Genomic DNA, 25,177 nt, shown 5'->3' with positions numbered 1-25,177 from the left:
ACGCGTTTTACGCTGCGCGACCACCCAGTCAGCAACTGAATGCGACGGGCACGCAGTTTATTGACGTATGACACTCATCCCATTGAAAAGAGGTGCTAGCATAGAGCCATCAGTCGACCTCAGCATGCGCCCTAACTAGTAGTCAGGATATGACCGAGCCAGAAGACCCCAGCCGTGAGCGCCTCAAGCAGCATTTTGCCCAGCGGGTAATTCATCAGGCACGTCAAATTCTTGAGATCTGGCAGCGCCTGCAACGCAGCGAATGGTCCAGTGCAGACCTCGCCGAACTCAGCGAGGCCAACTTGCGCCTGCTGCGCTTTGCCGAGCGCTTCGAACAGCCGGAACACAGCCAGTTGGCGCGACACATCGGCGACTCCCTCAAGGCTGTGGACGAGAACCGTGGCCGCCTGAGCAGCCACCTGATCACCGAACTCAATCGCTTGATGCAGCGACTGTCCCGCACCGGCCTGCGCCAGGGCGACCAGCTCGAACAAACCTTTCTGCCGCCAATGCGCAAGCCGATCTACGTGATGCTGGCCGATCACGACCGCGCCGAGCGCCTGGCCAAGCAGCTGGAATTCTTTGGCATGAGCGCCCAATCCCTGGACAGCGTGGCGGCGTTCCGCGCATCGATGGCCGAGCGCTTGCCTTCGGCCATCGTGATGGATGTGGATTTCTGCGGCACCGGCCTGGGCCTCAAACTCGCCGCCGAAGCCCAGGAAGGCCTGGAGCACAAGCTGCCGCTGCTGTTTTTCAGCCTGCACGAAACCGATACTCCCACCCGCCTCGCCGCCGTGCGTGCCGGTGGCCAGGAATTTCTTACCGGCACGCTGGAAGCCTCAAGCCTGCTGGAAAAGATTGAAGTGCTGACCTGCGTCGCCCAGTACGAACCGTACAAAGTGCTGATCATCGACGACTCAAGGGCCCAGGCGCTGCACACAGAGCGCCTGCTCAACAGTGCCGGCATCGTCACTCGCTCCCTGATCGAGCCGATTCAGGCCATGGCCGAACTGGCGGATTTCCAGCCCGACCTGATCATCCTCGACATGTACATGCCCGCGTGCACCGGCACTGAACTGGCCAAGGTCATCCGCCATAACGACCGTTATGTGAGCGTGCCGATCATCTACCTGTCGGCCGAGGACGACCTGGACAAACAGCTGGACGCCATGAGCGAAGGCGGTGACGACTTCCTCACCAAGCCAATCAAGCCGCGTCACCTGATCACCACCGTGCGCAACCGTGCGGCACGCGCGCGCAACCTCAAGGCACGGATGGTGCGCGACAGCCTCACCGGCCTTTACAACCACACCCACATCTTGCAATTGCTCGAAGACTGCAGCTTCCGCGCACGCCGCGAGAACAAGCCGCTGAGCTTTGCCATGCTGGATATCGACCACTTCAAGCGGGTCAATGACAGTCATGGCCACCCCATGGGTGACCGTGTGATCAAGAGCCTGGCGCTGTTTCTCAAGCAGCGCTTGCGCAAGACTGACTATATCGGGCGCTACGGCGGCGAAGAATTCGCCATCGTGATGCCCGACACCGATCTGGAATCGGCGTGCCAAGTGCTGGATGAAATCCGCGGGCGCTTTGCCGAAATCCACTATCCCGCCCAACCCCAGGATTTGTGGTGCACCTTCAGCGCCGGGCTGGTGGAGCTGTGCGACGGCTCCGACAGCCTGATGATGGCGGCCCAGGCCGATGAGGCGCTGTACCGCGCCAAGGATGCCGGACGTAACCGCGTGCAGGCCGCGCGCACATCAAAGCAAAGTGCCATCTTTTCACCAGATTCCACCGATTCCGTCATAACCTTGTAATGAAAACGCAATAACTTCAGGCACTTATCTTTTGTCGTCGGTTGAAACCACGCATGCGCCTGAAGCTGCTGACCAATCTCAATACCCTTCTGTTGGTGGCCGTGTGCCTGGCGCTGGGGGCGACGCTGTGGTGGTCGCAGCGCGCGCTGGAGCGGCCTTATCTGCTGATGGAACGCTACCTGGGTCTGTCGCAGACCTTTCAGAACCAGGCCGCGCGCAATATCGACGACTACCTGGCCAGTGGCGACGCCCTACGCCTGAGCAGTGCCAGCCAGAGCCTCGAAAGCTTGTTGCAGCAGCTGGATGAGCTGCCGGCGGACCTTGCCCAAAACCTGCGCCCCAGCCTGGTGGACCTGGATGCGTTCAGCAAGACCGCCTTGCTGGCAGCCGGCAAACTGGCAGGCGACCCGCAAGCCTTGCTGCTGCAGGCCGAGCGCGAATTGGGCGCGAACCTGGAGCAGTTGAGCCAGTACGCCATCAGCGTGAACTCTCCCGAGGCCGCCCGCTATCTACAGCCTTTGCTGGCAGCGTCCCAGCACCTGGGCAAACTGTCTCTGGCCCGCGACAAACTGGTCACCAGCGGGCGCGCGGAACTGGCCGACGATGTGGAACGCGAAGTCAGCAACATTCGCAGCCAGGCTGACCTGCTGGAACAACTGCCGTTGCTGGGCGTGAAAGCCAGCGCCGAATCCAGCGCCGACGACTTTTCCGCGCTGATGGGCCTGGAAAACACCGGAAAAACCGAAGCCCAGGACACCGGCGTCGACCTCAAGCGTGAGCTCAACAGCCTGCTGACCCGTTACCCGGCCGAACTCAAGCGCACCCGCGAACAGATCCAGCAGCGCACCGACCTGGCCGCCCAGACCCACCAGAAAATCGACACCGTGCAACACGCCATCGCCGGACTGGAACCTGTGGTGCGCGCGCAGCATGGCAAGATCCAGGGCGAAGTGCGCCTGATGCAAGGCGTGATGATCGGCCTGATCCTGCTGATCGCACTGCTGATCGACACCCTGCAACGCCGCTTGGCACGTGTACTGACCAACCTGGCACCGGCCCTGTCGACCTGGGCAGAGGGCGATTTCAGCCAGCCGATCGCCCTGGGCAAGACCAATCGCGAACTGCACGATATTGAAGCCTCCCTGAACCGTCTGCGGGCTTACCTGGTGGACTTGGTCGGCACCATTCGTGGCAATGCCGAGGAAGTTGTCGGCAGCAGCCGTGCGCTGGCCGAACTGAGCAGCGGCCTGCACGACGGCGCCGAACGCCAGGCCGGAGATACCGCGCAGATTCGTGATTCGCTGGGTGAACTGGAAGCGACCATCCAGCAAGTCGCGGGCGATGCCAGCCAGGCAGCAGGCGCCAGTCGCAGCGCCGGTCAGGCGGTGGAACAGGGCCAACGCGTGATCGGCCTGAGCCTGACCGGGCTGCATGCCCTGGTGGGCGAAGTGCAGCAGAATGCGCAGATGATCGAAAAACTCGCCGAAGAATCCGCCACCATCGGCGGCGTGCTGACGGTGATCCGTTCGATTGCCGATCAGACCAACCTGCTCGCCCTCAACGCCGCCATCGAGGCGGCCCGTGCCGGTGAAGCAGGACGTGGTTTCGCCGTGGTGGCCGACGAAGTCCGCTCCCTGGCCCAACGCACCGCTGGCGCTACCGCAGAGATCCAGAGCCTGATCGCCGGCCTGCAAAGTGCCGCCCATCAATCGGTCCAAGGCATGCGCGCCCAGGTCGAACACGCCGAAGCCACTGCCCAGCAAGCCCAGGCAGCAGACGGCGCGCTGGATGAGATCGTCGGCGCGATACAGACCATTTCCGAGACTGCCGTGCGCATCGCTGATGTGACGGCGCAACAGAGTGGGGCGGTGAGTGAGATTCGCGATAACAGTGAGCGGATTCATCAGATGGGTGAGGACAACTTGCTGCGGATTGGCCAAGGGCGTAGCCAGGGCGAGCATCTGTTGGTGCTCGGTGGGCAGCTCAACACTGCGGTGCAGGCCTTCCGCGTGTGACCCGACTTCCCGCCTCATCAAGATCACGAGCCATGCGCAGATCAAAACTGTGGGCACTGGCTTGCCTGCGATCGCGGTGGGCCAGTTAACACATCCGGTACTGACACACCGCCATCGCAGGCAGGCCTGCTCCCACATTGAATCTCCATCAGCTTCGAAGACGTGCCACCAATGACCAGATCCTACGACTTGGTCACATACTTTGCGCTATCCTCGCTAATCGTGCCGCCTACTGCATAGAACTGGACAGTCACAAAGGCTTTGCGGCATAGTCGCCGGGTTCTGCCGTACCCACATCAATAACAAGGAACAGCCGATGGCGACCTTACTGGTTCTTCACGGACCCAACCTGAACCTGCTCGGCACCCGTGAACCGGGCGTCTACGGGGCAGTCACCCTGGACCAGATCAACCTCGACCTGGAACGCAGGGCGCGTGAAGCCGGCCACCATCTGCTCTACCTGCAAAGCAATGCCGAGTACGAATTGATTGATCGCATCCATGCCGCGCGTGGCGAAGGCGTGGACTTTATCCTGATCAATCCCGCCGCTTTTACACACACAAGCGTTGCATTACGTGACGCATTGCTGGCGGTGAGCATCCCATTCATCGAAGTGCATTTGTCGAACGTGCACAAACGCGAAGCTTTCCGCCATCACTCCTACTTCTCCGACGTTGCGGTAGGTGTGATCTGCGGCCTTGGCGCCAGCGGTTACCGACTGGCCCTGGAGGCCGCCCTGGAACAACTTGAACAACCGGCCAAGCGCCCCTGACCGACCCTTGGGAGTTGATGATTCATGGATATCCGTAAAGTTAAGAAACTGATCGAACTGCTGGAAGAATCCGGTATCGACGAGCTGGAAATCAAGGAAGGCGAAGAGTCCGTACGGATCAGCCGTCACAGCAAGACCCCGGCCCAACAGTTCTACGCGCCACAGATGCAAGCACCGGCTCCAGCCGCTGCTGCGCCGGCCGCCGCACCTGCTGCTGCCGCGGCACCTGCCGCCCCGGCTGCTCCTGCGCTGAACGGCTTCGTGGTCAAGTCGCCAATGGTCGGTACGTTCTACCGCACTCCGGCACCGACCTCGCCAGCCTTCGTTGAAGTCGGCGCAACCGTGAAAGTGGGCGACACCATCTGCATCGTTGAAGCGATGAAAATGATGAACCACATCACCGCTGAAAAAGCCGGCGTCATCGAATCCATCCTGGTAGAAAACGGTCAGCCGGTTGAGTACGACCAGCCGCTGTTCACCATCGTTTGAACCGCGGAGCGCCTTCGATGTTGAAACCTGCGAAGAAACTGCAAAAAGTCCTGATCGCCAACCGCGGCGAGATCGCGCTGCGTATCCTGCGCGCCTGTAAGGAAGAGGGCATCAAGACCGTCGCTGTTTACTCGACGGCCGATACCGAATTGATGCACGTGAAACTGGCGGACGAAAGCATCTGCATCGGCCCGCCACTGGCCACGAACTCGTACCTGAAAGTCTCGAACATCATCGCGGCCGCGGAAGTGACCGGCGCCGATGGCATCCACCCTGGCTATGGCTTCCTCGCGGAAAACGCCGATTTCGCCGAACAGGTGGAAAAATCCGGGTTTGCCTTCATCGGCCCGAAAGCCGAAACCATTCGCCTGATGGGCGACAAGGTTTCGGCCAAGGACGCCATGATCGCGGCTGGCGTGCCAACCGTGCCAGGCTCCGACGGCCCGCTGCCTGAAGACGAGGAAACCGCTTTGCGCATTGGTCGCGAAGTCGGTTACCCGGTGATCATCAAGGCCGCCGGTGGCGGTGGTGGTCGCGGCATGCGCGTGGTGCACAAGGAAGAAGACCTGATCGAAGCCGCCAAGCAGACCCGCTCCGAAGCGGGCGCCTGGTTCGGCAACCCGATGGTCTACCTGGAGAAGTACCTGACCAACCCACGTCACGTGGAAGTCCAGGTACTGTCCGACGGCCAGGGCCACGCCATCCACCTGGGCGACCGCGATTGCTCGCTGCAACGTCGTCACCAGAAGGTCCTGGAAGAAGCGCCAGCACCGGGCCTGGACGAAAAAGCGCGCCAGGAAGTACTGGCTCGTTGCGTCAAGGCGTGCATCGACATCAACTACCGTGGCGCGGGTACTTTCGAGTTCCTGTACGAGAACGGTCGTTTCTACTTCATCGAGATGAACACGCGCGTGCAGGTAGAGCACCCGGTGTCGGAGATGGTCACCGGTATCGACATCGTCAAGGAGATGCTCAGCATCGCCGCCGGCAACCCGCTGTCCTTCACCCAGGACGATGTGAAGATGCACGGCCACTCCCTGGAGTGCCGCATCAACGCTGAAGACCCGAAAACCTTTATCCCGAGTCCAGGCCTGGTCAAGCACTTCCATGCTCCGGGCGGCAACGGCGTTCGCGTCGATTCGCACCTGTACAGCGGCTACAAGGTTCCGTCCAACTACGACTCGCTGATCGGCAAGCTGATCACCTGGGGCGCGACCCGCGACGAGGCCATGGCCCGTATGCGCAACGCCCTGGACGAAATCGTGGTCGACGGCATCAAGACCAACATCCCGCTGCATCGGGATCTGGTTCGCGATGAAGGCTTCTGCGAAGGTGGTGTGAACATTCACTACCTGGAACACAAACTGGCCAACCAGTAAGTGCTCCGCTCAACAAAGCCGCCTTCGGGCGGCTTTGTTGTTTCTGGATACCTGGTTTTTTGTGGTCACACACTCTAAATGTGGGAGCGGGCTTGCTCGCGAATGCGGTGGGTCAGTGATGAGTTTGTCGACTCACACGCCGCATTCGCGAGCAAGCCCGCTCCCACATTTGAACCCTGTGCAGTCAGTGGTGTCGTCTTCTGCCCGCCGCTCGCGTAAACTTGCGCCCTTTCGCAGCCCCACCCCGCTGCACACTCATTTTTTTCAAAGGTGCCCGCCATGCCTTGGCTGCAAGTCCGTCTCGCCATCAGCCCAGAACAAGCCGAAACCTATGAAGACGCTTTCCTCGAAGTAGGCGCTGTCTCGGTCACCTTCATGGACGCCGAAGACCAGCCGATCTTCGAGCCGGAGCTCAACACCACGCCGCTGTGGTCCCACACCCATTTGCTGGCCCTGTTCGAAGACGGCACCGATGCCGCCGCCGTACTGGCCCATATGGAGTTGCTGACAGGTGGGCCGTTGCCGGAGCATCACAGCGAAGTCATCGAAGACCAGGACTGGGAACGCAGCTGGATGGACAACTTCCAGCCGATGCGTTTCGGCCTGCGCCTGTGGATCGTGCCAAGCTGGCATGCCGCCCCGGAGCCGGACGCCGTCAACCTGCTGCTCGACCCAGGGCTGGCATTCGGCACCGGCACCCACCCCACCACCGCGCTGTGCCTGGAATGGCTGGACGGCCAGGACCTGACCGACAGCCACGTGCTGGACTTCGGCTGCGGCTCGGGGATCCTGGCAATTGCCGCCCTGTTGCTGGGCGCCAAGGAAGCCGTGGGCACCGATATCGACGTGCAGGCCCTGGAAGCCTCCCGCGATAACGCCGGGCGCAACAACATCCCTGAGGGCAAATTCCCACTCTACCTGCCGGAGCAATTGCCCCAGGTGCAGGCCGATGTACTGGTCGCCAACATCCTCGCCGGCCCGCTGGTGTCCCTGGCACCGCAACTGTCGAGCCTGGTCAAGCCGGGCGGCCGCCTGGCGCTGTCAGGTATCCTGGCCGAGCAAGGCGAAGACGTTGCCGCCGCCTACGCGAAGGATTTCGAGCTGGATCCGATCGCCAACCGTGATGGCTGGGTACGCATCAGCGGGCGTCGGCGCTAGAATGAGCGCTTGCCTGAATCGGATGGCCGCATGACCGACAGTTTCGTCACCCAGTGCCCGCACTGCCAAGCACGCTTTCGCGTCAACCACGCTCAATTGAGCGTGGCCCGTGGCGTGGTGCGCTGCGGTTCGTGCCTGCAAGTGTTCAACGCCGCTCGTCAATTGCTGGAGCAGCGCGGCAAGGCGTCCGCGCCGGAGCCAGAGGCGCCGCTGGCGCTGCCGCCTGAGCCTGCGCGGGCCATCAGCCAGAAGCAGTGGACCGCCGAAGAGCTGGACCTGGACAACCTGGACCTGGACGAAGAACTGGCCAAGCTGGAACGCCGCGAGATTCAGCACACGCTGCCGGCTGGCGCAGATCGTCGCCAGCCCGGCACCGACCGCCGCCAAAAGGAAGAATCCTTCAGCGCCAGCCGCGACACGGTCAAGGCCGAAGAGGAAAAATGGGCGTCGAGCCTGTTCAGCGAGCCGCCTGAAGAGCGCCTCCACGTCACTGAGGACGAGCCTGAACCTGCGACCAGGCAGCGCACCGAACCGTCAATGTCGTTCCACACCGACGAACTCGACGAGGAGCCGCCACTGCGCTCAACGCCAGTCGATGATGACATCGACCCGCCGTTCACCCCGCTGACCAAAGCGGCCGAACCCGAAGATCGCCTGCAACCTCGCCGCAAACGCCCGCGCCCTGAGGCCGGTGTGCATGACGATGTGCTCCAGGACCTGGAAGACGACCCGCTGCACCTGTACGCGCAAAAACGCCCATCGGGTTGGGGCCGCCGCCTGGTCTGGCTGTTGCTGGTGTTGATGGCTGCCGGCGGCCTGGCGGGTCAGTACATCGCTTATCAATTCGACGACCTGGCTCGCCAGGACGCCTATCGTCCGTGGCTCCAGCAACTGTGCCCCACACTGGGCTGCACGGTGCCATCACGGGTCGATATCGCCCACATCAAGAGCAGCAACCTGGTGGTGCGCAGTCACCCGGACTTCGCCGGGGCCTTGGTGGTGGACGCGATCATCTATAACCGCGCGACCTTCTCCCAGCCCTTCCCGCTGCTGGAGCTGCGTTTTGCCGATTTGAATGGCAGCCTGATTGCCAGTCGTCGCTTCAAACCCGCCGAATACCTCAGCGGTGAGTTGGCCGGTGTTAGCGAAATGCCATCGCAAACCCCGATCCATATCTCCCTGGATATCCTCGACCCGGGCAATAAAGCCGTGAATTACAGCCTGAGCTTTCACTCGCCCGAGTGAATCGGTGCATGGGTTGAGATTTGACGGCAGGTTATTGACTTTCCCCTGCGCAACCAAACCGGTAGCGATAAAGAAATAACTGTTCAGATTTTATCCAATTCAGCCTTTATCCAGTCATCGAGAGCGGGTATCATGCCAACCCTTTTTCGAACTCTAATGATCCGGCCCCACAACAGGGAAGTCCTATGTCGGCGGTACGCATCGGCCCATATACATTACAGAATGGCTTGATTCTCGCCCCGATGGCGGGCGTCACCGACCAACCCTTTCGTCAGCTATGCAAGCGTTTGGGCGCGGGCCTAGTTGTCTCGGAAATGGTCACCAGCGACATGAGCTTGTGGAACACCCGCAAATCGCGGATGCGCATGATCCACGAAGGTGATCCCGAGCCCCGCTCGGTCCAGATCGCCGGTGGAGATGCACAGATGCTGGCGGATGCGGCCCGCGCCAACGTGGAGTTGGGGGCGCAGATCATCGACATCAACATGGGCTGCCCGGCCAAGAAGGTCTGCAACAAGGCCGCCGGTTCCGCCCTGTTGAAAGATGAGCAGTTGGTTGCCGAGATCCTGCAGGCCGTTGTCGCCGCAGTGGATGTGCCGGTCACCCTGAAGATTCGTACCGGTTGGGACCGGGACAACAAGAACGGCCTGACAGTGGCGAAGATCGCTGAACAGGCAGGCATTACAGCGCTGGCGGTGCATGGCCGCACCCGCGCCGACCTTTACACCGGTGAAGCCGAGTACGACACCATCGCTGCGATCAAGCAGGCAGTGTCGATGCCGGTGTTTGCCAATGGCGACATTGACTCCGCCGAGAAAGCCCGGCGCGTACTGCACGCCACCGGTGCCGATGGTTTGTTGATTGGCCGGGCAGCCCAGGGGCGGCCATGGATTTTCCGTGAGATCGAGCATTTTCTGCGTACCGGTGAAGTGTTGCCGGCACCGGAGCTGGTCGAGGTGGAACGTATTCTGCTAGAGCATCTGGCCGCCCTGCACGCCTTCTATGGAGACGTGATGGGAGTACGCATCGCTCGCAAGCATGTCGGCTGGTATCTCGCAACCCTGCCGGGCGCCAGGGAGTTTCGCGCCCACTTCAATCGTTTGGATGATACGGAAGCACAGTGCGCCAACGTTCGAGAGTTCTTCAGCGAGCGTTACAAGAGCCTGGGGACAGGGGACGGAGAGGGGGTGGCCGCATGACGATGATGACCGAGACTTTAGTGAGTGGAACAACACCCGTGAGCGACAACGTCAATTTGAAACAGCACCTCAACACGCCGAGCGAAGAAGGCCAGACCCTTCGCGGGAGTGTCGAGAAGGCGCTGCACAATTATTTCGCCCACCTTGAGGGCGCTTCCGTCACGGACGTGTACAACCTGGTGCTCTCCGAAGTCGAGGCGCCCTTGCTCGAAAGCGTGATGAACTACGTCAAGGGCAACCAGACCAAAGCCAGTGAGCTGCTGGGCCTCAACCGTGGCACCTTGCGCAAAAAGCTCAAGCAGTACGATTTGTTGTAAGCATTCAATCAAACCAGAAAGGCGCCCGCGTAAAAAACGGTCGCCTTTTTTGCTGACTCCTTTGCTTTTGATGGAAATTGAAATGACCGACCAGACTACCCGCCTGCCGATCCGCCGCGCCTTGATCAGTGTCTCCGACAAGACCGGGATCCTCGAATTTGCCCGGGAGCTGGAAGCCCTGGGCGTGGAAATCCTCTCCACGGGCGGGACCTTCAAACTGCTGCAGGACAACGGCGTGGCCGCAGTGGAAGTGGCGGACTACACCGGTTTCGCAGAGATGATGGACGGTCGGGTCAAGACCCTGCACCCGAAAATCCACGGCGGCATCCTCGGCCGTCGCGGCACCGACGACGCGATCATGGCCGAGCACGGCATCAAGCCGATCGACCTGGTAGCCGTTAACCTCTACCCGTTCGAAGCCACCATCAACAAGCCAGGCTGCGACCTGCCGACCGCCATCGAAAACATCGATATCGGCGGCCCGACCATGGTGCGCTCGGCTGCCAAGAACCACAAAGACGTGGCCATCGTGGTCAACGCCAGCGACTACGCCAATGTGCTTGAAAGCCTGAAAGCCGGCGGCCTGACCTACGCCCAGCGTTTCGACCTGATGCTCAAGGCGTTCGAACACACTGCCGCCTACGACGGCATGATCGCCAACTACATGGGCACCGTTGACCAAACCGCTGAAACCCTGTCGACCTCCGGCCGCAGCCAGTTCCCGCGCACCTTCAACAGCCAGTTCATCAAGGCCCAGGAAATGCGCTACGGCGAGAACCCGCATCAGAGTGCGGCGTTCTACGTGGAAGCCAAGCCAGCCGAAGTGGGCATCGCCACCGCGACCCAGTTGCAAGGCAAGGAGCTGTCCTACAACAACGTGGCTGACACCGACGCCGCACTGGAATGCGTGAAGAGCTTCGTCAAGCCAGCCTGCGTGATCGTCAAGCATGCCAACCCATGCGGCGTGGCTGTAAGCCCGGACGCTGAAGGCGGTATCCGCCAGGCCTACGAGCTGGCCTACGCCACCGACACCGAATCGGCGTTTGGCGGCATCATTGCCTTCAACCGTGAACTGGATGCCGAGACCGCCAAAGCGATCGTCGAGCGTCAGTTCGTTGAGGTGATCATCGCCCCTTCCGTCAGCGAAGAAGCCCGCGCCATCGTGGCGGCCAAAGCCAACGTGCGCCTACTGGCCTGCGGCGAGTGGTCGGCTGAGCGTGCCGCTGCCTGGGACTACAAACGCGTCAACGGCGGCTTGCTGGTACAGAGCCGTGACATCGGCATGATCGGCAGCCAAGACCTGAAAGTCGTGACCCAGCGCGCCCCGACCGAGCAAGAGATCAACGACCTGATCTTCGCCTGGAAAGTCGCCAAGTACGTTAAATCCAACGCCATCGTCTACGCCAAGAACCGTCAGACCATCGGCGTCGGCGCCGGCCAGATGAGCCGCGTGAACTCGGCGCGTATCGCCGCGATCAAGGCCGAACACGCGGGTTTGCAAGTGGCGGGTTCGGTAATGGCTTCCGACGCATTCTTCCCGTTCCGTGACGGCCTGGACAACGCCGCAAAAGCCGGCGTCACCGCCGTGATCCAACCGGGTGGTTCGATGCGTGATGCTGAAGTCATCGCTGCCGCTGATGAAGCCGGCATCGCCATGGTCTTCACCGGCATGCGCCACTTCCGCCACTGATTGATTAGATCGCCTGTGGGCACCGGCTCCATGTGGGAGCTGGCTTGCCTGCGATAGCATCACCCGGGTCTGACTGGACGACCGAGGTGCCTGCATCGCCGGCAAGCCCAGCCCCCACAGAAAAGCACCGTCCACAGTGCTCTCCCTGATTCAGCGTCATCCGAGGTTTTTGAAATGAATGTTTTGATCATTGGCAGCGGTGGCCGTGAACACGCCCTGGCCTGGAAAGTTGCCCAAGACCCGCGTGTCCAGAAAGTGTTCGTTGCACCCGGCAACGCCGGTACCGCCATTGAAGCCAAATGCGAGAACGTTGCTATCGACGTGCTGGCCCTTGAGCAACTGGCCGATTTTGCTGAAAAGAATGTATCCCTGACCATCGTCGGTCCGGAAGTGCCATTGGTTGCCGGCGTGGTAGACCTGTTCCGCAGCCGTGGCCTGGACTGCTTCGGCCCAACCGCGGGCGCTGCGCAGCTGGAAGGCTCCAAGGCGTTTACCAAGGATTTCCTGGCACGCCACAAGATCCCGACCGCCGACTATCAGAATTTCACCGAGATCGAGCCGGCCCTGGCTTACCTGCGTGAAAAAGGTGCGCCGATCGTGATCAAGGCCGATGGCCTGGCCGCCGGCAAAGGCGTGATCGTCGCCATGACCCTGCAGGAAGCCGAAGACGCCGTGCGCGACATGCTTGCCGGCAACGCATTCGGTGACGCCGGTTCGCGCGTGGTGATCGAGGAATTCCTCGACGGCGAAGAAGCCAGCTTTATCGTGATGGTCGACGGCAAGAACGTCTTGCCGATGGCCACCAGCCAGGACCACAAACGCGTCGGCGACGGCGACACCGGCCCGAACACCGGTGGCATGGGTGCCTACTCCCCTGCCCCGGTGGTCACCGCCGATGTGCATCAGCGCGTCATGGACCTGGTGATCTGGCCAACCGTGCGTGGCATGGCTGACGAAGGCAACGTGTACACCGGTTTCCTGTACGCCGGCCTGATGATCGACAAAGCCGGCAACCCGAAAGTCATCGAGTTCAACTGCCGCTTCGGTGACCCTGAAACCCAACCGGTGATGCTGCGCCTGCAATCGAGCCTGGTGCTGCTGGTGGAAGCCGCCCTGGCCCAGGCCCTGGACAAGGTAGAAGCACAGTGGGATCCGCGTCCGAGCGTTGGCATTGTGCTGGCGGCCGGTGGCTACCCTGCCGATTACGCCAAGGGTGACGTGATTGAAGGTCTCGACGCGGCTGCTACGCTGGAAGGCAAAGTCTTCCATGCAGGCACTGCGCTCAAGGATGGCCAGGTCGTGACCGCCGGTGGCCGTGTGTTGTGCGCCACCGCCATGGGCGCCAGTGTCGACGCCGCGCAGCAACAGGCTTATCAGTTGGCTGCGAAGATCGACTGGAAAGGCTGCTTCTATCGCAAGGACATTGGCTATCGCGCCATTGCGCGGGAGCGTGGCGAGAGCCAGTAAGCAGCTATCCGTTCGGCTAGGCAAGGGCCTCTGGCCCTTGCCGTATGCAGGTCTACCCGCGCATAGTTAACTGTGCATCAACCTACGAAGGGATTTCGCCGTGCGCTGGCTCAGGATCGCCATAGGTTTCACTGTCAGCCTGCTGACACTGCTCTGCTTGTTCCCGGCCCAGGCCGCCGCGCAAGGCAGTGGCTGGGCAGTATTGCTTGATGAACAGGCCGACCTGCAACTGAGCGACATCCGTTCCTCGCGCTACACCAATCAATTCAGCCCCACCGAACTGGACCGCATTACCGCCGCGGAACCGGACGGTGCGTTGTGGGTGCGTTTCAAACTGCAACCCGGCAAGCACGAACAAGTGCTGCGGGTCTTTGCCCCGGACCTGTCCCACCTGAGCCTCTATGTACTGGACGGCGACACCCTGGTGGAACAACAGAGCACCGGCACACGCCAGCCCCAGGCCGAGCGTCCGTTGCCCAGCAGCGACTTCATGCTGCCCATGCCCCAGAGCCAGAAGCCTTTAGAGGTCTACCTGCGCCTGGTCTCGGAACATGAACTGCGTCCCTACATCACCCTGGAACCGGCCGTGCTCGCCGCCGCCGACCAGACCCAGACGCTGATCTACGGCCTGCTGTTCGGCTGTCTGCTGATGCTGATCCTGCACAACCTCACCCGTTTCGCCTACCACCGCTCGCGCAGCAGCCTGTGGTTGGCCGCCTGCGAAATCCTGCTGATGCTCAGCCTCGCGCTGCTGCTGAACCTGATCGGCCCGTGGCTGCCGAACTGGCACGCGATCCAGACGCCGGGCGCCTACCTGGCGCTGCTGCTGACGGCGCCGTGCGGATTGATGTTTGCCTATCGGTTCTTCATGCCTTTGGGCCCACATCCGCTGAACAAGCTGTTGATGGCGGATATCCTGTTCATCGTGCTGTGCGGCCTGCTGCTGTTGTTCGTCAACACCCTGCCGCTGAACATCATCACCTATGCCCTGGTGGCTCTGGCCGGCTTGAGCATGCTGTTCGTCTCGGCTTATCACTGGCAGAAAGGCTACCGTCCGGCGCGCCTGTTCGTGGCGGCGATGGTGGTGTTCAACATCGGAACGTTGATCATCCTGCCGGCGCTGCTGGGCCTGACGATGGTCTCGCCCCAGGGCCTGATCGTCACGCTGCTGGCGTTTATCTGCCTCAGTGGTCTGTTGATGAGCCTGGCGCTGGGCGAACGCCAGCGCGCAATTGTCGAAGCGCGCTTCAGCCTCAGCCGCGACCTGGCGGCAAGCAATGCCGAGATTGCCGCCAAGGCCGAGTTCCTGGCCAAGATCAGCCACGAAATCCGCACCCCCATGAACGGCGTGCTGGGTATGACCGAGCTGCTGCTGGGCACGCCCCTCTCGGTGAAACAGCGTGACTACGTGCAGACCATCCACAGCGCCGGCAATGAACTGCTCACGCTGATCAACGAAATCCTCGATATCTCCAAGCTGGAATCCGGCCAGATCGAATTGGATGACGTGCAGTTCGACCTCAATGCGCTGATCGAAGACTGCCTGAGTATCTTCCGCGCCAAGGCTGAACAGCAGAACGTCGAGCTGATCAGTTTTATCCAGCCCCAGGTGCCTCGCGTGATCAGTGGCGACCCGACGCGCCTGCGCCAGGCCATGTTGAGCCTGCTGGAAAACGCCCTGCAAAAGACCGACGAAGGTGAAGTGCTGATCGTCGTCGCGCTGGACGACCGCAGCACCAAGCCGCGCCTGCGCATCGCCGTGCAGGACAGCGGTTTGCCGATGGAAGCCGCCGAGCGTGACGCTCTGCTGCACAGCGAACTGCACAGCAAGAACTTCTTCTCCGCCACCCGACTGAACGGCCACCTGGGCCTGGTCATCGCCCGCCAATTGATCCTATTGATGAACGGCGAATTCGGCATCAAGAGCGGCAGCCACCAGGGCAGCACCTTGTGGCTGACCTTGCCGCTGGACCCGGAACGCCTGGAACACCCCACCTCCGACCTCGACGGCCCACTCAAGGGCGCACGGGTGCTGGTGGTGGACGACAACGACACCTGTCGCAAAGTATTGGTGCAGCAATGCTCGGCCTGGGGCCTCAACGTCAGCGCCGTGCCTTCGGGCAAGGAAGCCCTGGCGTTGCTGCGCACCAAGGCGCACCTGCGCGATTACTTCGACGTGGTGCTGCTGGACCAGAACATGCCCGGCATGACCGGCATGCAACTGGCGGCGAAAATCAAGGAAGACCCAAGCCTGAACCACGACATCCTGCTGATCATGCTCACCGGCATCAGTAATGCGCCGAGCAAGATCATCGCGCGCAATTGCGGGATCAAGCGCATCCTCGCCAAGCCCGTGGCCGGCTATACGCTCAAGACCACCCTGGCCGACGAACTGACCCAGCGCAGCAAGGGTAACGTCCCACCACGCCCCGTCCTCAACACGCCGGCGGCGATCACCGTGCCAACGGATTTCCGCATCCTGGTGGCCGAAGACAACAGCATCTCCACCAAGGTGATCCGTGGCATGCTCGGTAAGCTCAACCTCAACCCGGACACCGCCAGCAATGGTGAAGAAGCCCTGGAGGCGATGAAGGCCCAGCGCTATGACCTGGTGTTGATGGATTGCGAAATGCCGATCCTCGATGGTTTCTCGGCCACCCAGCAATTGCGCGCGTGGGAAGTCAGCCACCAGCGCGTTCGTACGCCGGTGGTGGCGCTGACGGCGCACATTCTGTCCGAGCACAAGGAGCGCGCACGCCAGGCCGGGATGGACGGGCACATGGCCAAGCCCGTTGAGTTGTCACAGTTGCGTGAGCTGGTGGAGTTCTGGGTGGCGCAGCGGCAGCAGCGACCAGAGCACGCCCCCTCCTGACGTGTAATGCAGACCCCATGTGGGAGCGGGCTTGCTCGCGAATACGGTGTGTCAGTCAATGCATCCTTAACTGATCCATCGCATTCGCGAGCAAGCCCACTCCCACATTTGGTCTCTGCCGCCTGATAGACTCTCAACACTTCCTCCGCCGCGAGCCGCCCCCATGCTCCACGTGTTATTCAGCGTCTACCTGAAAATGCTGGTGCTCTACAGCCCGTTCTTCGTGCTGTCCTGCTTTATCAGCCTCACCCGTGGCTACTCCAGCAAAGAGCGGCGGCGCCTGGCGTGGAAGGTGGCGTTGGCAACCCTGGTATCGAGCGTGTTGCTCTACCTGTTCGGCCGCGTCATTTTCAGCGTGTTCGGCATCACCGTCGACGCGTTCCGCATCGGTGCCGGCAGTGTGCTGTTCATTTCCGCCTTGGGCATGGCCCAGGGCAAGTCCGCAGTGCAGACCGACAACGTACAGCAGGACGTGACCATCGTACCGCTGACCATTCCCCTCACCGTCGGCCCCGGCACCATCGGTGCGTTGCTGGTGATGGGCGTGAGCCAGCCGCATTGGGATGACAAAATCACCGCCATCCTCAGCATCGCCCTGGCCAGCCTCACGGTGGGCGTGGTGCTGTACCTGTCCAACCGGATCGAACGCATCTTGGGCGACCAGGGCTTGCAGATTGTCAGTCGGTTGATGGGGTTGTTCGTGTGTGCCCTGGCCGCGCAAATCATCTTCACCGGTGTGCGCGGTTACCTGGTGCCTTAAATCCGGTACTTGGCGATCGCCAATTGCACCTTGTCACCCGCACTCTCGCGCATCAGTTGGATCGTCTTTTCGTTGACTACCGAGGTGTTCAGCACCAGGCACGTCTGCCCGCTGAAGGCCTCGAATGAGGAACTGTCCCATTCCAGAAATGGCAACCCTACCTGCTTGCTCACTCCCTGGGTGCTGTAGGTCACCAGCACCATCATCAGTTCCCCCTCTGTTTGCACACAGGACGCCAGGCCGAAGTCGCCGCCCTGGTGTACGGCACTGTTGCGTTTGAACAGCTCGAAAGTCCCAGGTATCTGCTTCAACGCCTCCACTGCATCGGCCGCCAGTTTCGGCAATACGCTGAGCAAGTGCGCAGACAATGATGTCGACGCCAGCAGGGCCGCGATGATATTCAGCGCCGCCGATTGCACGGTCAGGCCCTTGCCGGAACGTGAAATCCGTTCGAAGCGGCTGCGCACCGGCAACCACCCCAGGCTGACCATCACCCTGATGAATTCGTCGTACCAACGTTCGGTGCCGCGTGGGACTTTCAACACATCGCTGACATAGCTGCTGGCCAGCAAATAGCTCTTACGCACGTATTCCCGATTTAAACCGGACAAGCCTTCGGCAAACGAGATGACGCTGTTGTTGACCACCGCGGCGTTGAAGTCGTCCTCGATGTCCAGCGGCAAGGCCGCGCGCTTGCCTGACGCTCCCGGTAGTGTGTAGGCGGCAATCAACTTGCGCCTTTTTGTACTGCTGATCCTTCTGTGATGTCGCTCCATTTTAGTTCTCCACAAGCACCCCGACTCGGGGCTTATGTCCACCCTAGTTCACTGACTGAAGCGTTTTCCAGACGACAAACATTCCTTGGCGCAGCGCATCAAACCGTGCTGCCCAGCAATAATGCGGCGCGCCTGGCGGGCTTCCGAATTTCGTCGTAGAAAAAGAAAAAGCCCCGGACAACGCCAGGAAAATCCCTGGGTCATTCGGAGCTTTCAGGCACCTGAGGGGCGGTTTTCAGGAGGCCGGTTTCTCGCCGTACCAGCGCGGCGTGTACACCCACTCACCGCCACCGGCACGCGGGAAGGTGACGGTGGTGGACGAGCCGATCAGCACCATGGTGCGCATGTCCACCTGATCCGGCGTCAATTGCCCCAGTGTGGTGACACGCAGCGTCTGACCCGGCCGACCGATATCACGGCCCAGCACCACCGGCGTTTCAGGCGTGCGATGCAGCGCGACGATTTCCAGGGCACGCCCCAGCTGCCACGGCCGCGAGCGCGAGATCGGGTTGTAGAACGCCAGCGCCAGGTCGGCCTGGGAGGCAAGGTCCAGGCGTTTTTCAATGATCGACCAAGGCTTGAGGTTGTCCGACAGCGACATCACGCAAAAGTCATGGCCCAACGGTGCACCGGCCTGAGCGGCGGTGGCGAGCGACGCCGAGACCCCTGGAAGGATTTGCAGGTCGACCTGATGCCAGGTCGGGTCGCTGGATTCGTGCAGGGCTTCGATCACGGCAGCGGCCATGGCGAACACGCCCGGGTCGCCGGACGACACTACGACGACCGAGCGACCTTGGGCCGCCAGCTCGAAGGCATGGCGGGCACGCTGCATTTCTTCGCGGTTATCGGTGCAATGCTGCACCTGGTCGTCTCGGAACGGGCCGGCCATGCGCACGTAGGTTTCGTAGCCGAGCACATCGGTGCAGCGCGCCAGTTCGGTTTTTACCGCAGGCACCATCAACTCGGCAGCGCCAGGTCCCAGGCCGATCACGGCAAGGCGGCCACGCACGCGACCGACTTGCGACAGGTCCAGGGGGAGTTCGGCAACATTGATGACGATATCCGCGTCCTGGGCCACGCTGACAAAACGCAGCGGTACACCCAATTCCAACGCTGCTTCATGCAATGTGGCTTCGGCCATCTGCGTATCACTGGCCAGCAGGCACGCGAGGGATTGCAGAGCGATGCCCGCCTCATGCAACGCCGCGCGCACCCGTTCAGCCAGTTGCGCGCCTGGCTTGCAGCTCACGCTGACGTTCTTCGGGTAGATCAACAATTCATGGGCGGTAGGCGTGCGCTCGGCACTGCCCACATGAATCGCCAGGCGTGCCTGTTGATCCTGGGGCAGATTGGCCTGGTCCAGCCACGGCGCAGCGCCTTCGATGCGTACGCTTTCGCCGGCCAGCAAGTCGGAGACGAAACGCTTGCCCAGTTCCAGATCGGCCAGCTCATAACCCGCAGGCGGGTTGAGCAGGCAGGTGCCGAAGCGCAGCTCGCCACTGGTGGTGATCGCAGCAGCCACGTTCAACGCAGCGGCGATTTCGCGAGCCATCACGTTCACACCGCCAAGGCCGCCAAGCAACGGCACCACGGCGCTACCGTCTTCGGCGACGGCCAGCACGGCGGGCTCCTCGCCTTTTTCCAGCAGCAGCGGCGCCAAGGTACGAATAACGATACCCGCGGCGCACAGCGCGATCAGCGGTGTGCCTTGCTGATACAACTGACGCAGGGTCGCGCCGAATTCACCGTAGACCTGGTCCGCCCCGTCGACCCGTCCGGCCAGGCCGTGGACCGTCGCGTCGGGGTACACACATTGGATCTTGCGTGCCATGGCCAGGCTGCCCTGACCCAAAATAACAATCGCCGGGCTCATCAACCTTGCCACCGTTCACCGGGCACGATGATCAGCGAGAAGTACGGGGACGACGCTGGATCCACCTGATCCAGCGGCACGATCTTTTGATTCGCCATGGTGGCGCGTTCGACATACAGCGCTCGCTCGGCCAGACCGAGTTCTTCCAGCACCTGGCGCACTTTCGGGAAGTTGCGGCCCAGCTTCATGATCACTGCCGCGTCGGCATCCGCAAGGCGGCGCTTGAGGTCGTCATGGGGCAACACGCCCGAGAGTACCGAAAGGCTCTGATTGCGATAGACCAGCGGGGCGCCCAGCACCGAGGCGCCGCCGAGCATCGAACAAACGCCCGGAATCACGTGGGCTTCATAGCGCTCGGCGAGGCGGTCGTGCAGGTACATGTAGGACCCGTAGAAGAACGGGTCACCTTCGCAGATCACCGCCACATCACGACCGGCGTCCAAATGTGCGGCGACATCCACGCTGGCGGCGTCGTAGAAATCGCTGATCACCTGCTCGTAGGACATTGGCGCCGGCAACACTTCGGTGGTCACCGGGTACACCAGCGGCATCAAGGTCTGTTGCGGCACCAGATGGTCTTCGATGATGCCGAAGGCGTTGCCCTTCTTGCCCTTGGCCACGAAGTACGCCACCACTGGCGACTCGCGCAACAGGCGCAGGGCCTTGAGGGTGATCAGTTCCGGGTCACCGGGGCCTACGCCCAGGCCGATCAAACGTCCACGTGCCTGCATTATTCGACCTCCGTGGCCAGCGCATTCACCGCAGCGGCGGCCATGGCGCTACCGCCCAGACGACCCTGCATGATCACGAACGGTACACCGCGACTGTCGGCGGCCAGCATCGCCTTGGATTCGGCGGCGCCGACAAAACCAACCGGGAAACCGAGGATCAACGCCGGTTTCGGTGCGCCGGCGTCAAGCATTTCCAGCAGATAGAACAAGGCCGTCGGAGCGTTGCCGATCACCACCACACTGCCTTCCAAGTACGGGCGCCACAGCTCAAGGGCGGCAGCGGACCGGGTGTTGCCCAGCTCACGCGCCAGCGCCGGTACGCTGTCATCGCGCAGGGTGCAGATCACTTCGTTGTTGGCTGGCAGGCGTGCGCGGGTCACACCTTCGGAGACCATTCGCGCATCGCACAGGATCGGCGCACCTGCGGCGAGCGCATCGCGCCCAGCCTTGCCCGCCCCTTCGGAGAACTGCAGGCCGTCGATCGCGTCGACCATGCCGCAGGCGTGAATCACCCGCACCGCGAGTTTTTCCAAATCAGCCGGGATACGGTCCAACTTGGCTTCCGCGCGAATGATGGCGAAGGAGTTGCGATAGATCTCCTGACCGTCGCGGATGTAATCAATCATCGGTGTTGCTCCGTGGGCGAGCGCGCAGCAGGGCGCCCGTCGCTTCAATAGAAAGGTTGCGCGCGTGCAGCCGGCCGAAACCGGGCTGGGCTGCCTCGCGAAAATAGAGGTCGTAGTGGCCGGGGCTCACGGCCAGCAAGGTGACCGGCGCCGTGTGCGCGGCGGCGCAGGAGCGCGGGCAGCCGGACAGGTGCACGTCGTGACCGGTGTTCAAAGCGGCGAGTTGCACCGCGTCGGCCTTGGTGTCGGCCAGGGCTTTGCCGCAGCCGCTGGAACCGGTGCAGGCGGTCATGCGCGCCAGGGGCTGGTCGATTGAGCAGAGGAAGCCCAATTGCGCCAGGCGTTCGGTGACGGCGTGAGGTTTTTCAACGCTGGGCAACAGCACGCCCTGCCAGGGGGTAAAACGCAAGGTGCCGTCGCCGTATTCGCTGGCCAGTTGTGCGGCGCCCTTGAGCATCGTCGCATCGAGGCGACCCAAGGGCGCAATGGCGGCGACGTAGAACTGATTCTTTTGTGCTTGTGGATAACTGCCGAGGTGCAACAAAGCGCCGCTGGGTGGGCGTTTGAAGCCATCCGCCGGCAGCAGCGGCAGTTTTAGACGACTCAACACGTTATCCACAGGCAGGTGGCGCATGCGGGTCTGTTCAGGGGTGGCGATGTCCAAAAACCCTTCCAGCACAGCCACCACCAATGCATGCCCCTGGTCCAATGGCACGGCGGCCAGCGGTGCATCCAGACCCGGACACCCGGCCAGGCCAAACGCGAGGAGTGTTTCGCCCTTGCGCACGAACGCCGACAGCCACAGGTCATGGTGATGTTCGAGCATTGCCAGCGCCTCGCCCCCGTCCAGCTGCACCGCGAACTTGGCCGACAGTTCATGGAAACGCGGGTGATTCTGCAGGGTGGCGAGGATCTGCTCCGCCAACGGCCGGGTGTCGAACAGCATTTGCGGGTCGATACCGGCGCTGGGGCTGAGCATCAGGTTGCGCACGTCGTCGCCGGCAGCGTTGTTGGGGCCCAGATCGGCAGCCAACAGCATGGCAATCAACGCGCCCTCTTCGGCGCCGATCCCGCGAATCTGCAGATTGGCGCGGTTAGTCGCCTCGATCACCCCGCCCGCATACGCCTGGGCTGCGTCCGCCACTGCGCAGGCTTGGGCGGCGCTGATCGAACCACCGGCCAATTTGATCCGACAAATGCCACCGTCCAGCGCCTGGACAATACGCAGCAACCCCGGACAAGCCGAGGGGCGCAAGGTATTCACAGCGGGCGTTGGGTTCACGGGGCTACCGGTTGATGGGTAAAGGCGCGGTATTATGCCTGCTTTGTCCGGCGGCATGAAAAGCCTGCCCGTCGGATGTCGTTCAAGGAATATTTATGTCGCCCTGGCTGACGGTTGTAGGCATCGGTGAAGACGGCTTCAAGGGGCTGGGCAGGAATGCCCGGCATGCCCTGTTGCGCGCCACGCGGATTATAGGCGGCCAGCGCCAGTTGGACCTGCTGCCGGTGTGTATTCGGGGTGAGCGCGAGTTGTGGCCGAGCCCGTTTTCCCTGGAACCGGTGCTGGCGCGGCGTGGCGAGTCGGTGTGTGTGTTGGCCAGTGGTGATCCGATGTTCTATGGCGTGGGCGCGAGCCTGGCGCGGCAGGTGGCGGCTGAAGAGTTGCTGGTCTTGCCGGCGCCTTCGTCGGTGTCGTTGGCGGCGGCGCGGCTGGGCTGGCCGTTGCAGGAGGTGGTGACGTTATCCGTGGTGGCCCGGCCGCTGGCGGCGCTGAATGCGCATCTGGCCAGTGGGGTGCGGCTTTTGGTGTTGAGTAATGACGGCCGAAGTCCGGCGTTGATTGCTTCTTTGCTGGCTGAATCCGGTTTCGGCCCGAGCCGGCTGAGTGTGTTTGAGCACCTGGGCGGCACGGATGAGCGACGCATCGACGGCGTGGCGAGTGATTGGCGTCCGGCTTGCGTCGCCGATTTGAATCTGGTCGCCATCGACTGCGTGGCCTCTGGCGATACGCCCCGTCTGTCGCGTCTGGCGGGCCTGCCAGATTCAGCTTTCAAACATGACGGCCAATTGACCAAACGCGATGTGCGCGCCCTGACCCTGGCCCGTCTTGCGCCGATGCCCGGCGAACTGCTGTGGGACGTGGGTGCAGGCAGCGGCTCCATCGGTATCGAGTGGATGCGGGCTCACCCGAGCTGCCGGGCAGTGGCGATTGAAGCGGATGAAGGTCGCCAAGGCCTGATCGAACACAACCGCGACGCCCTTGGCGTGCCGGGCCTGCAACTGGTTCGCGGCAAAGCGCCGGATGCGCTCGACGGCCTGGAAGCCCCGGACGCCATCTTCATCGGCGGCGGCGTCACCCGTGACGGCGTGCTCGACACCTGCTGGCACCATCTGCGGCCGGGCGGGCGGTTGGTCGCCAACGCCGTGACGCTGCAAAGCGAAATGACCTTGATGGACTGGCGTACGCGCTATGGCGGAGAACTCACGCGTATCCATGTCGCCCAGGCCCAGCCGCTGGGAGCGTTCGATACGTGGCGCCAGGCATTGCCGATCACACTGCTGGAAGTGGTCAAGCCGCGATGAAACGCATCCTGCTGCTGGGCGGCGTGACTGAAGCGCTGGCCATCGCCCGTACATTGGGCCCGGAACATATCTACAGTTTGGCCGGTGTTGGGCGCGTGCCGACTGACTTGGCGTGCCAGGTGCGGGTGGGTGGGTACGGCGGGGCCGAGGGATTGGCACAGTTTGCTCGACATGAGCAGATCAGCCTGATTCTCGACGCGACCCATCCGTACGCGGCGCAGATCAGCCGCAACGCGGCCGAGGCGGCAAGGATTTGCGGGGTGCCTTGCTGGGCGCTACGACGCCCGGCCTGGCAGCCACAGGCGGGGGACGATTGGCGAGAAGTCAGTGATTGGGCCTCGCTGATTGAAGCACTCAAACCTTTCAAGCGCCCGCTGTTCACGCTGGGCCGTGAGCCGTTGCAGCACCTTGATGAAATCCCGCCGGAGCAGTTCTGGACACTGCGCGCCCTGGATGTGTATCCGGGGAATGAGCGTTGCGAAGTGATTGGCGCGCGAGGCCCGTTTCTGATCGAAGACGAACGTGGGTTGTTTGAACGACGCCAGATCGACGTGTTGATCAGCAAGAACAGCGGCAGCACAGCCACCGAACCGAAGCTGGAAGTGGCACGGGAGCGGGGCGTGCCGGTGTTGGTATTGAAGAGGCCAGTGTTGGCGCCGGTAGATCGGGAGTTCACCACCTTGACGACGCTGCAACAGGCAATCACCTCTCTTTAAGCTCCATCGTTCCAATGTGGGAGCGGGCTTGCTCGCGAAAGCGGAGTGTCAGTCACCGGATGAGTTGACGGGTCTTTCGCCTTTGCGAGCAAGCCCGCTCCCACATTTAGAGCTGCGTTGCCATTTGAGATCTGCAACCGCTCAGTTCCCGTCTATCCTCAAACCCAGCACTGCGACACCAAACCACACCCACCCTTTTTACTTATCCCCACCGATCAGGCTAAATACCCCCCTGATCGTTTAACCCTACGGATTGTCCGCCATGGCCCGTCAACGCTTCGCAATTGCCTGGATCGCCTGCCTTGCAGTGCTGTTCAACGCCTTTGTCATGCCGATGGCCGGTGCGATGCAACAGTCCCAGGACCCGGTGCAGCAATTGTTATGGGGCGGTTTCTGCTCCTCCAATGGTGCGAGCCTGAAGACCATTGCCCTGGGCAAGCTGGAGATTCCGGCGCCACAACAGGACGATCATTCCACCATGCAGCATTGCTGGTGTTGTTCGGGTGCTGCGCCGTTGGTGGCGTTGCCGGGGCATGTGCCACAGTTGTACCTCACCCAATTCAATACCTCACAGCGCTTGCCGCCCGCCCAGCTGCAAAGCCCTACTCCGCGCCAGCAATGGCCGAGCCTCAACCCGCGCGCCTCTCCAACGGTCTGATGTCTTCGCAAGTGAACTGCGTTTTAGAACC

General features: G+C 62.0%; 21 protein-coding genes. 16 read left to right on the top strand and 5 right to left on the bottom strand.

Going from position 1 to position 25,177, the window contains the following annotated elements:
* Nucleotides 1–149: 149 nt before the first annotated feature.
* From AB4N92_RS15195 to AB4N92_RS15135, 13 genes are all read left to right on the top strand, one after another.
* Nucleotides 150–1,820, top strand: coding sequence for a response regulator (locus AB4N92_RS15195; RefSeq protein WP_106119099.1), 1,671 nt, complete (start codon nucleotides 150–152; stop codon nucleotides 1,818–1,820).
* A 1,466-nt stretch (nucleotides 1,821–3,286) separates the two neighbouring features.
* Entirely contained in the window at nucleotides 3,287–3,835 is a 549-nt protein-coding gene (locus tag AB4N92_RS15190; RefSeq protein WP_406550078.1) for a methyl-accepting chemotaxis protein, read from the top strand.
* Between the two features lie 316 nt (nucleotides 3,836–4,151).
* Nucleotides 4,152–4,607, top strand: a complete 456-nt coding sequence (aroQ, locus tag AB4N92_RS15185) for a type II 3-dehydroquinate dehydratase (RefSeq protein ID WP_010213488.1) — start codon at nucleotides 4,152–4,154, stop codon at nucleotides 4,605–4,607.
* Between the two features lie 24 nt (nucleotides 4,608–4,631).
* The gene (gene accB, locus AB4N92_RS15180; RefSeq protein ID WP_010213489.1) at nucleotides 4,632–5,096 is read left to right on the top strand and encodes an acetyl-CoA carboxylase biotin carboxyl carrier protein; all 465 of its coding nucleotides are present in this window, start codon (nucleotides 4,632–4,634) and stop codon (nucleotides 5,094–5,096) included.
* Nucleotides 5,097–5,113: 17 nt separating this feature from the next.
* Nucleotides 5,114–6,475: an acetyl-CoA carboxylase biotin carboxylase subunit gene (accC, locus tag AB4N92_RS15175; protein ID WP_010213490.1), complete on the top strand. Its 1,362-nt coding sequence runs from the start codon at nucleotides 5,114–5,116 to the stop codon at nucleotides 6,473–6,475.
* 279 nt (nucleotides 6,476–6,754) lie between these two features.
* Nucleotides 6,755–7,633, top strand: a complete 879-nt coding sequence (prmA, locus tag AB4N92_RS15170) for a 50S ribosomal protein L11 methyltransferase (protein WP_236267256.1) — start codon at nucleotides 6,755–6,757, stop codon at nucleotides 7,631–7,633.
* 30 nt (nucleotides 7,634–7,663) lie between these two features.
* Nucleotides 7,664–8,878: a DUF3426 domain-containing protein gene (locus AB4N92_RS15165; RefSeq protein WP_236267255.1), complete on the top strand. Its 1,215-nt coding sequence runs from the start codon at nucleotides 7,664–7,666 to the stop codon at nucleotides 8,876–8,878.
* 185 nt (nucleotides 8,879–9,063) lie between these two features.
* On the top strand, nucleotides 9,064–10,077 hold the full coding sequence (gene dusB / locus AB4N92_RS15160; protein ID WP_010213494.1) for a tRNA dihydrouridine synthase DusB: 1,014 nt from the start codon (nucleotides 9,064–9,066) through the stop codon (nucleotides 10,075–10,077).
* On the top strand, nucleotides 10,074–10,394 hold the full coding sequence (gene fis / locus AB4N92_RS15155) for a DNA-binding transcriptional regulator Fis (RefSeq protein WP_002555375.1): 321 nt from the start codon (nucleotides 10,074–10,076) through the stop codon (nucleotides 10,392–10,394). Before dusB ends, fis begins: the two co-directional genes overlap by 4 nt.
* A gap of 82 nt (nucleotides 10,395–10,476) precedes the next feature.
* Nucleotides 10,477–12,084 carry a bifunctional phosphoribosylaminoimidazolecarboxamide formyltransferase/IMP cyclohydrolase gene (gene purH, locus AB4N92_RS15150; RefSeq protein ID WP_010213495.1) on the top strand — a complete coding sequence of 536 codons (1,608 nt, stop codon included), beginning with the start codon at nucleotides 10,477–10,479 and terminating at the stop codon, nucleotides 12,082–12,084.
* Nucleotides 12,085–12,258: 174 nt separating this feature from the next.
* Nucleotides 12,259–13,551 carry a phosphoribosylamine--glycine ligase gene (gene purD, locus AB4N92_RS15145; protein WP_010213497.1) on the top strand — a complete coding sequence of 431 codons (1,293 nt, stop codon included), beginning with the start codon at nucleotides 12,259–12,261 and terminating at the stop codon, nucleotides 13,549–13,551.
* 100 nt (nucleotides 13,552–13,651) lie between these two features.
* Nucleotides 13,652–16,423: a hybrid sensor histidine kinase/response regulator gene (locus AB4N92_RS15140; protein ID WP_010213499.1), complete on the top strand. Its 2,772-nt coding sequence runs from the start codon at nucleotides 13,652–13,654 to the stop codon at nucleotides 16,421–16,423.
* Nucleotides 16,424–16,586: 163 nt separating this feature from the next.
* Entirely contained in the window at nucleotides 16,587–17,183 is a 597-nt protein-coding gene (locus AB4N92_RS15135; protein WP_003217330.1) for a MarC family protein, read from the top strand.
* Here AB4N92_RS15135 and AB4N92_RS15130 read toward each other — a convergent pair.
* The 5 genes from AB4N92_RS15130 to cobG all read right to left on the bottom strand — a co-directional run bounded on the left by AB4N92_RS15130 (nucleotide 17,180) and on the right by cobG (nucleotide 22,528).
* Nucleotides 17,180–17,959 carry a hypothetical protein gene (locus tag AB4N92_RS15130; RefSeq protein ID WP_460127456.1) on the bottom strand — a complete coding sequence of 260 codons (780 nt, stop codon included), beginning with the start codon at nucleotides 17,957–17,959 and terminating at the stop codon, nucleotides 17,180–17,182. The two genes, AB4N92_RS15135 and AB4N92_RS15130, sit on opposite strands and share 4 nt — an antisense overlap.
* A 235-nt stretch (nucleotides 17,960–18,194) precedes the next feature.
* Nucleotides 18,195–19,832: a precorrin-3B C(17)-methyltransferase gene (gene cobJ, locus AB4N92_RS15125; protein WP_236267253.1), complete on the bottom strand. Its 1,638-nt coding sequence runs from the start codon at nucleotides 19,830–19,832 to the stop codon at nucleotides 18,195–18,197.
* On the bottom strand, nucleotides 19,832–20,563 hold the full coding sequence (locus AB4N92_RS15120) for a precorrin-2 C(20)-methyltransferase (RefSeq protein WP_010213504.1): 732 nt from the start codon (nucleotides 20,561–20,563) through the stop codon (nucleotides 19,832–19,834). Before AB4N92_RS15120 ends, cobJ begins: the two co-directional genes overlap by 1 nt.
* Entirely contained in the window at nucleotides 20,563–21,189 is a 627-nt protein-coding gene (locus AB4N92_RS15115; protein ID WP_042570885.1) for a precorrin-8X methylmutase, read from the bottom strand. The genes AB4N92_RS15120 and AB4N92_RS15115 overlap by 1 nt, the downstream gene beginning before the upstream one ends.
* Nucleotides 21,182–22,528, bottom strand: a complete 1,347-nt coding sequence (cobG, locus tag AB4N92_RS15110) for a precorrin-3B synthase (protein ID WP_021493216.1) — start codon at nucleotides 22,526–22,528, stop codon at nucleotides 21,182–21,184. The genes AB4N92_RS15115 and cobG overlap by 8 nt, the downstream gene beginning before the upstream one ends.
* A gap of 38 nt (nucleotides 22,529–22,566) precedes the next feature.
* On the opposite strand from cobG, the gene AB4N92_RS15105 reads away from it, so the two are divergent.
* From AB4N92_RS15105 to AB4N92_RS15095, 3 genes are all read left to right on the top strand, one after another.
* Nucleotides 22,567–23,772 (top strand): bifunctional cobalt-precorrin-7 (C(5))-methyltransferase/cobalt-precorrin-6B (C(15))-methyltransferase, encoded by a 1,206-nt coding sequence (locus AB4N92_RS15105; RefSeq protein ID WP_021493217.1) that lies wholly within the window; start codon nucleotides 22,567–22,569, stop codon nucleotides 23,770–23,772.
* The gene (locus AB4N92_RS15100; protein ID WP_021493218.1) at nucleotides 23,769–24,488 is read left to right on the top strand and encodes a cobalt-precorrin-6A reductase; all 720 of its coding nucleotides are present in this window, start codon (nucleotides 23,769–23,771) and stop codon (nucleotides 24,486–24,488) included. The genes AB4N92_RS15105 and AB4N92_RS15100 overlap by 4 nt, the downstream gene beginning before the upstream one ends.
* 262 nt (nucleotides 24,489–24,750) lie before the next feature.
* Entirely contained in the window at nucleotides 24,751–25,146 is a 396-nt protein-coding gene (locus AB4N92_RS15095; protein WP_010213512.1) for a DUF2946 domain-containing protein, read from the top strand.
* Nucleotides 25,147–25,177: the final 31 nt, after the last annotated feature.

This window comes from Pseudomonas sp. S3_A09, from assembly GCF_054668065.1.
Note: the sequence above shows the minus strand (reverse complement) of the source record. Positions and strands in the feature narration are given on the sequence as shown.

Coding starts and splice junctions, on each gene's coding strand:
- dusB (WP_010213494.1), top strand. CDS start 9,064: ATGTCGGCGGTACGCATCGGCCCATATACATTACAGAATGGCTTGATT.
- fis (WP_002555375.1), top strand. CDS start 10,074: ATGACGATGATGACCGAGACTTTAGTGAGTGGAACAACACCCGTGAGC.
- purD (WP_010213497.1), top strand. CDS start 12,259: ATGAATGTTTTGATCATTGGCAGCGGTGGCCGTGAACACGCCCTGGCC.
- purH (WP_010213495.1), top strand. CDS start 10,477: ATGACCGACCAGACTACCCGCCTGCCGATCCGCCGCGCCTTGATCAGT.
- AB4N92_RS15115 (WP_042570885.1), bottom strand. CDS start 21,189: ATGATTGATTACATCCGCGACGGTCAGGAGATCTATCGCAACTCCTTC.
- accC (WP_010213490.1), top strand. CDS start 5,114: ATGTTGAAACCTGCGAAGAAACTGCAAAAAGTCCTGATCGCCAACCGC.
- AB4N92_RS15165 (WP_236267255.1), top strand. CDS start 7,664: ATGACCGACAGTTTCGTCACCCAGTGCCCGCACTGCCAAGCACGCTTT.
- cobJ (WP_236267253.1), bottom strand. CDS start 19,832: ATGAGCCCGGCGATTGTTATTTTGGGTCAGGGCAGCCTGGCCATGGCA.
- cobG (WP_021493216.1), bottom strand. CDS start 22,528: ATGCCGCCGGACAAAGCAGGCATAATACCGCGCCTTTACCCATCAACC.
- AB4N92_RS15095 (WP_010213512.1), top strand. CDS start 24,751: ATGGCCCGTCAACGCTTCGCAATTGCCTGGATCGCCTGCCTTGCAGTG.
- AB4N92_RS15100 (WP_021493218.1), top strand. CDS start 23,769: ATGAAACGCATCCTGCTGCTGGGCGGCGTGACTGAAGCGCTGGCCATC.
- AB4N92_RS15120 (WP_010213504.1), bottom strand. CDS start 20,563: ATGCAGGCACGTGGACGTTTGATCGGCCTGGGCGTAGGCCCCGGTGAC.
- accB (WP_010213489.1), top strand. CDS start 4,632: ATGGATATCCGTAAAGTTAAGAAACTGATCGAACTGCTGGAAGAATCC.
- AB4N92_RS15190 (WP_406550078.1), top strand. CDS start 3,287: ATGATCGAAAAACTCGCCGAAGAATCCGCCACCATCGGCGGCGTGCTG.
- aroQ (WP_010213488.1), top strand. CDS start 4,152: ATGGCGACCTTACTGGTTCTTCACGGACCCAACCTGAACCTGCTCGGC.
- prmA (WP_236267256.1), top strand. CDS start 6,755: ATGCCTTGGCTGCAAGTCCGTCTCGCCATCAGCCCAGAACAAGCCGAA.
- AB4N92_RS15195 (WP_106119099.1), top strand. CDS start 150: ATGACCGAGCCAGAAGACCCCAGCCGTGAGCGCCTCAAGCAGCATTTT.
- AB4N92_RS15130 (WP_460127456.1), bottom strand. CDS start 17,959: ATGGAGCGACATCACAGAAGGATCAGCAGTACAAAAAGGCGCAAGTTG.
- AB4N92_RS15105 (WP_021493217.1), top strand. CDS start 22,567: ATGTCGCCCTGGCTGACGGTTGTAGGCATCGGTGAAGACGGCTTCAAG.
- AB4N92_RS15135 (WP_003217330.1), top strand. CDS start 16,587: ATGCTCCACGTGTTATTCAGCGTCTACCTGAAAATGCTGGTGCTCTAC.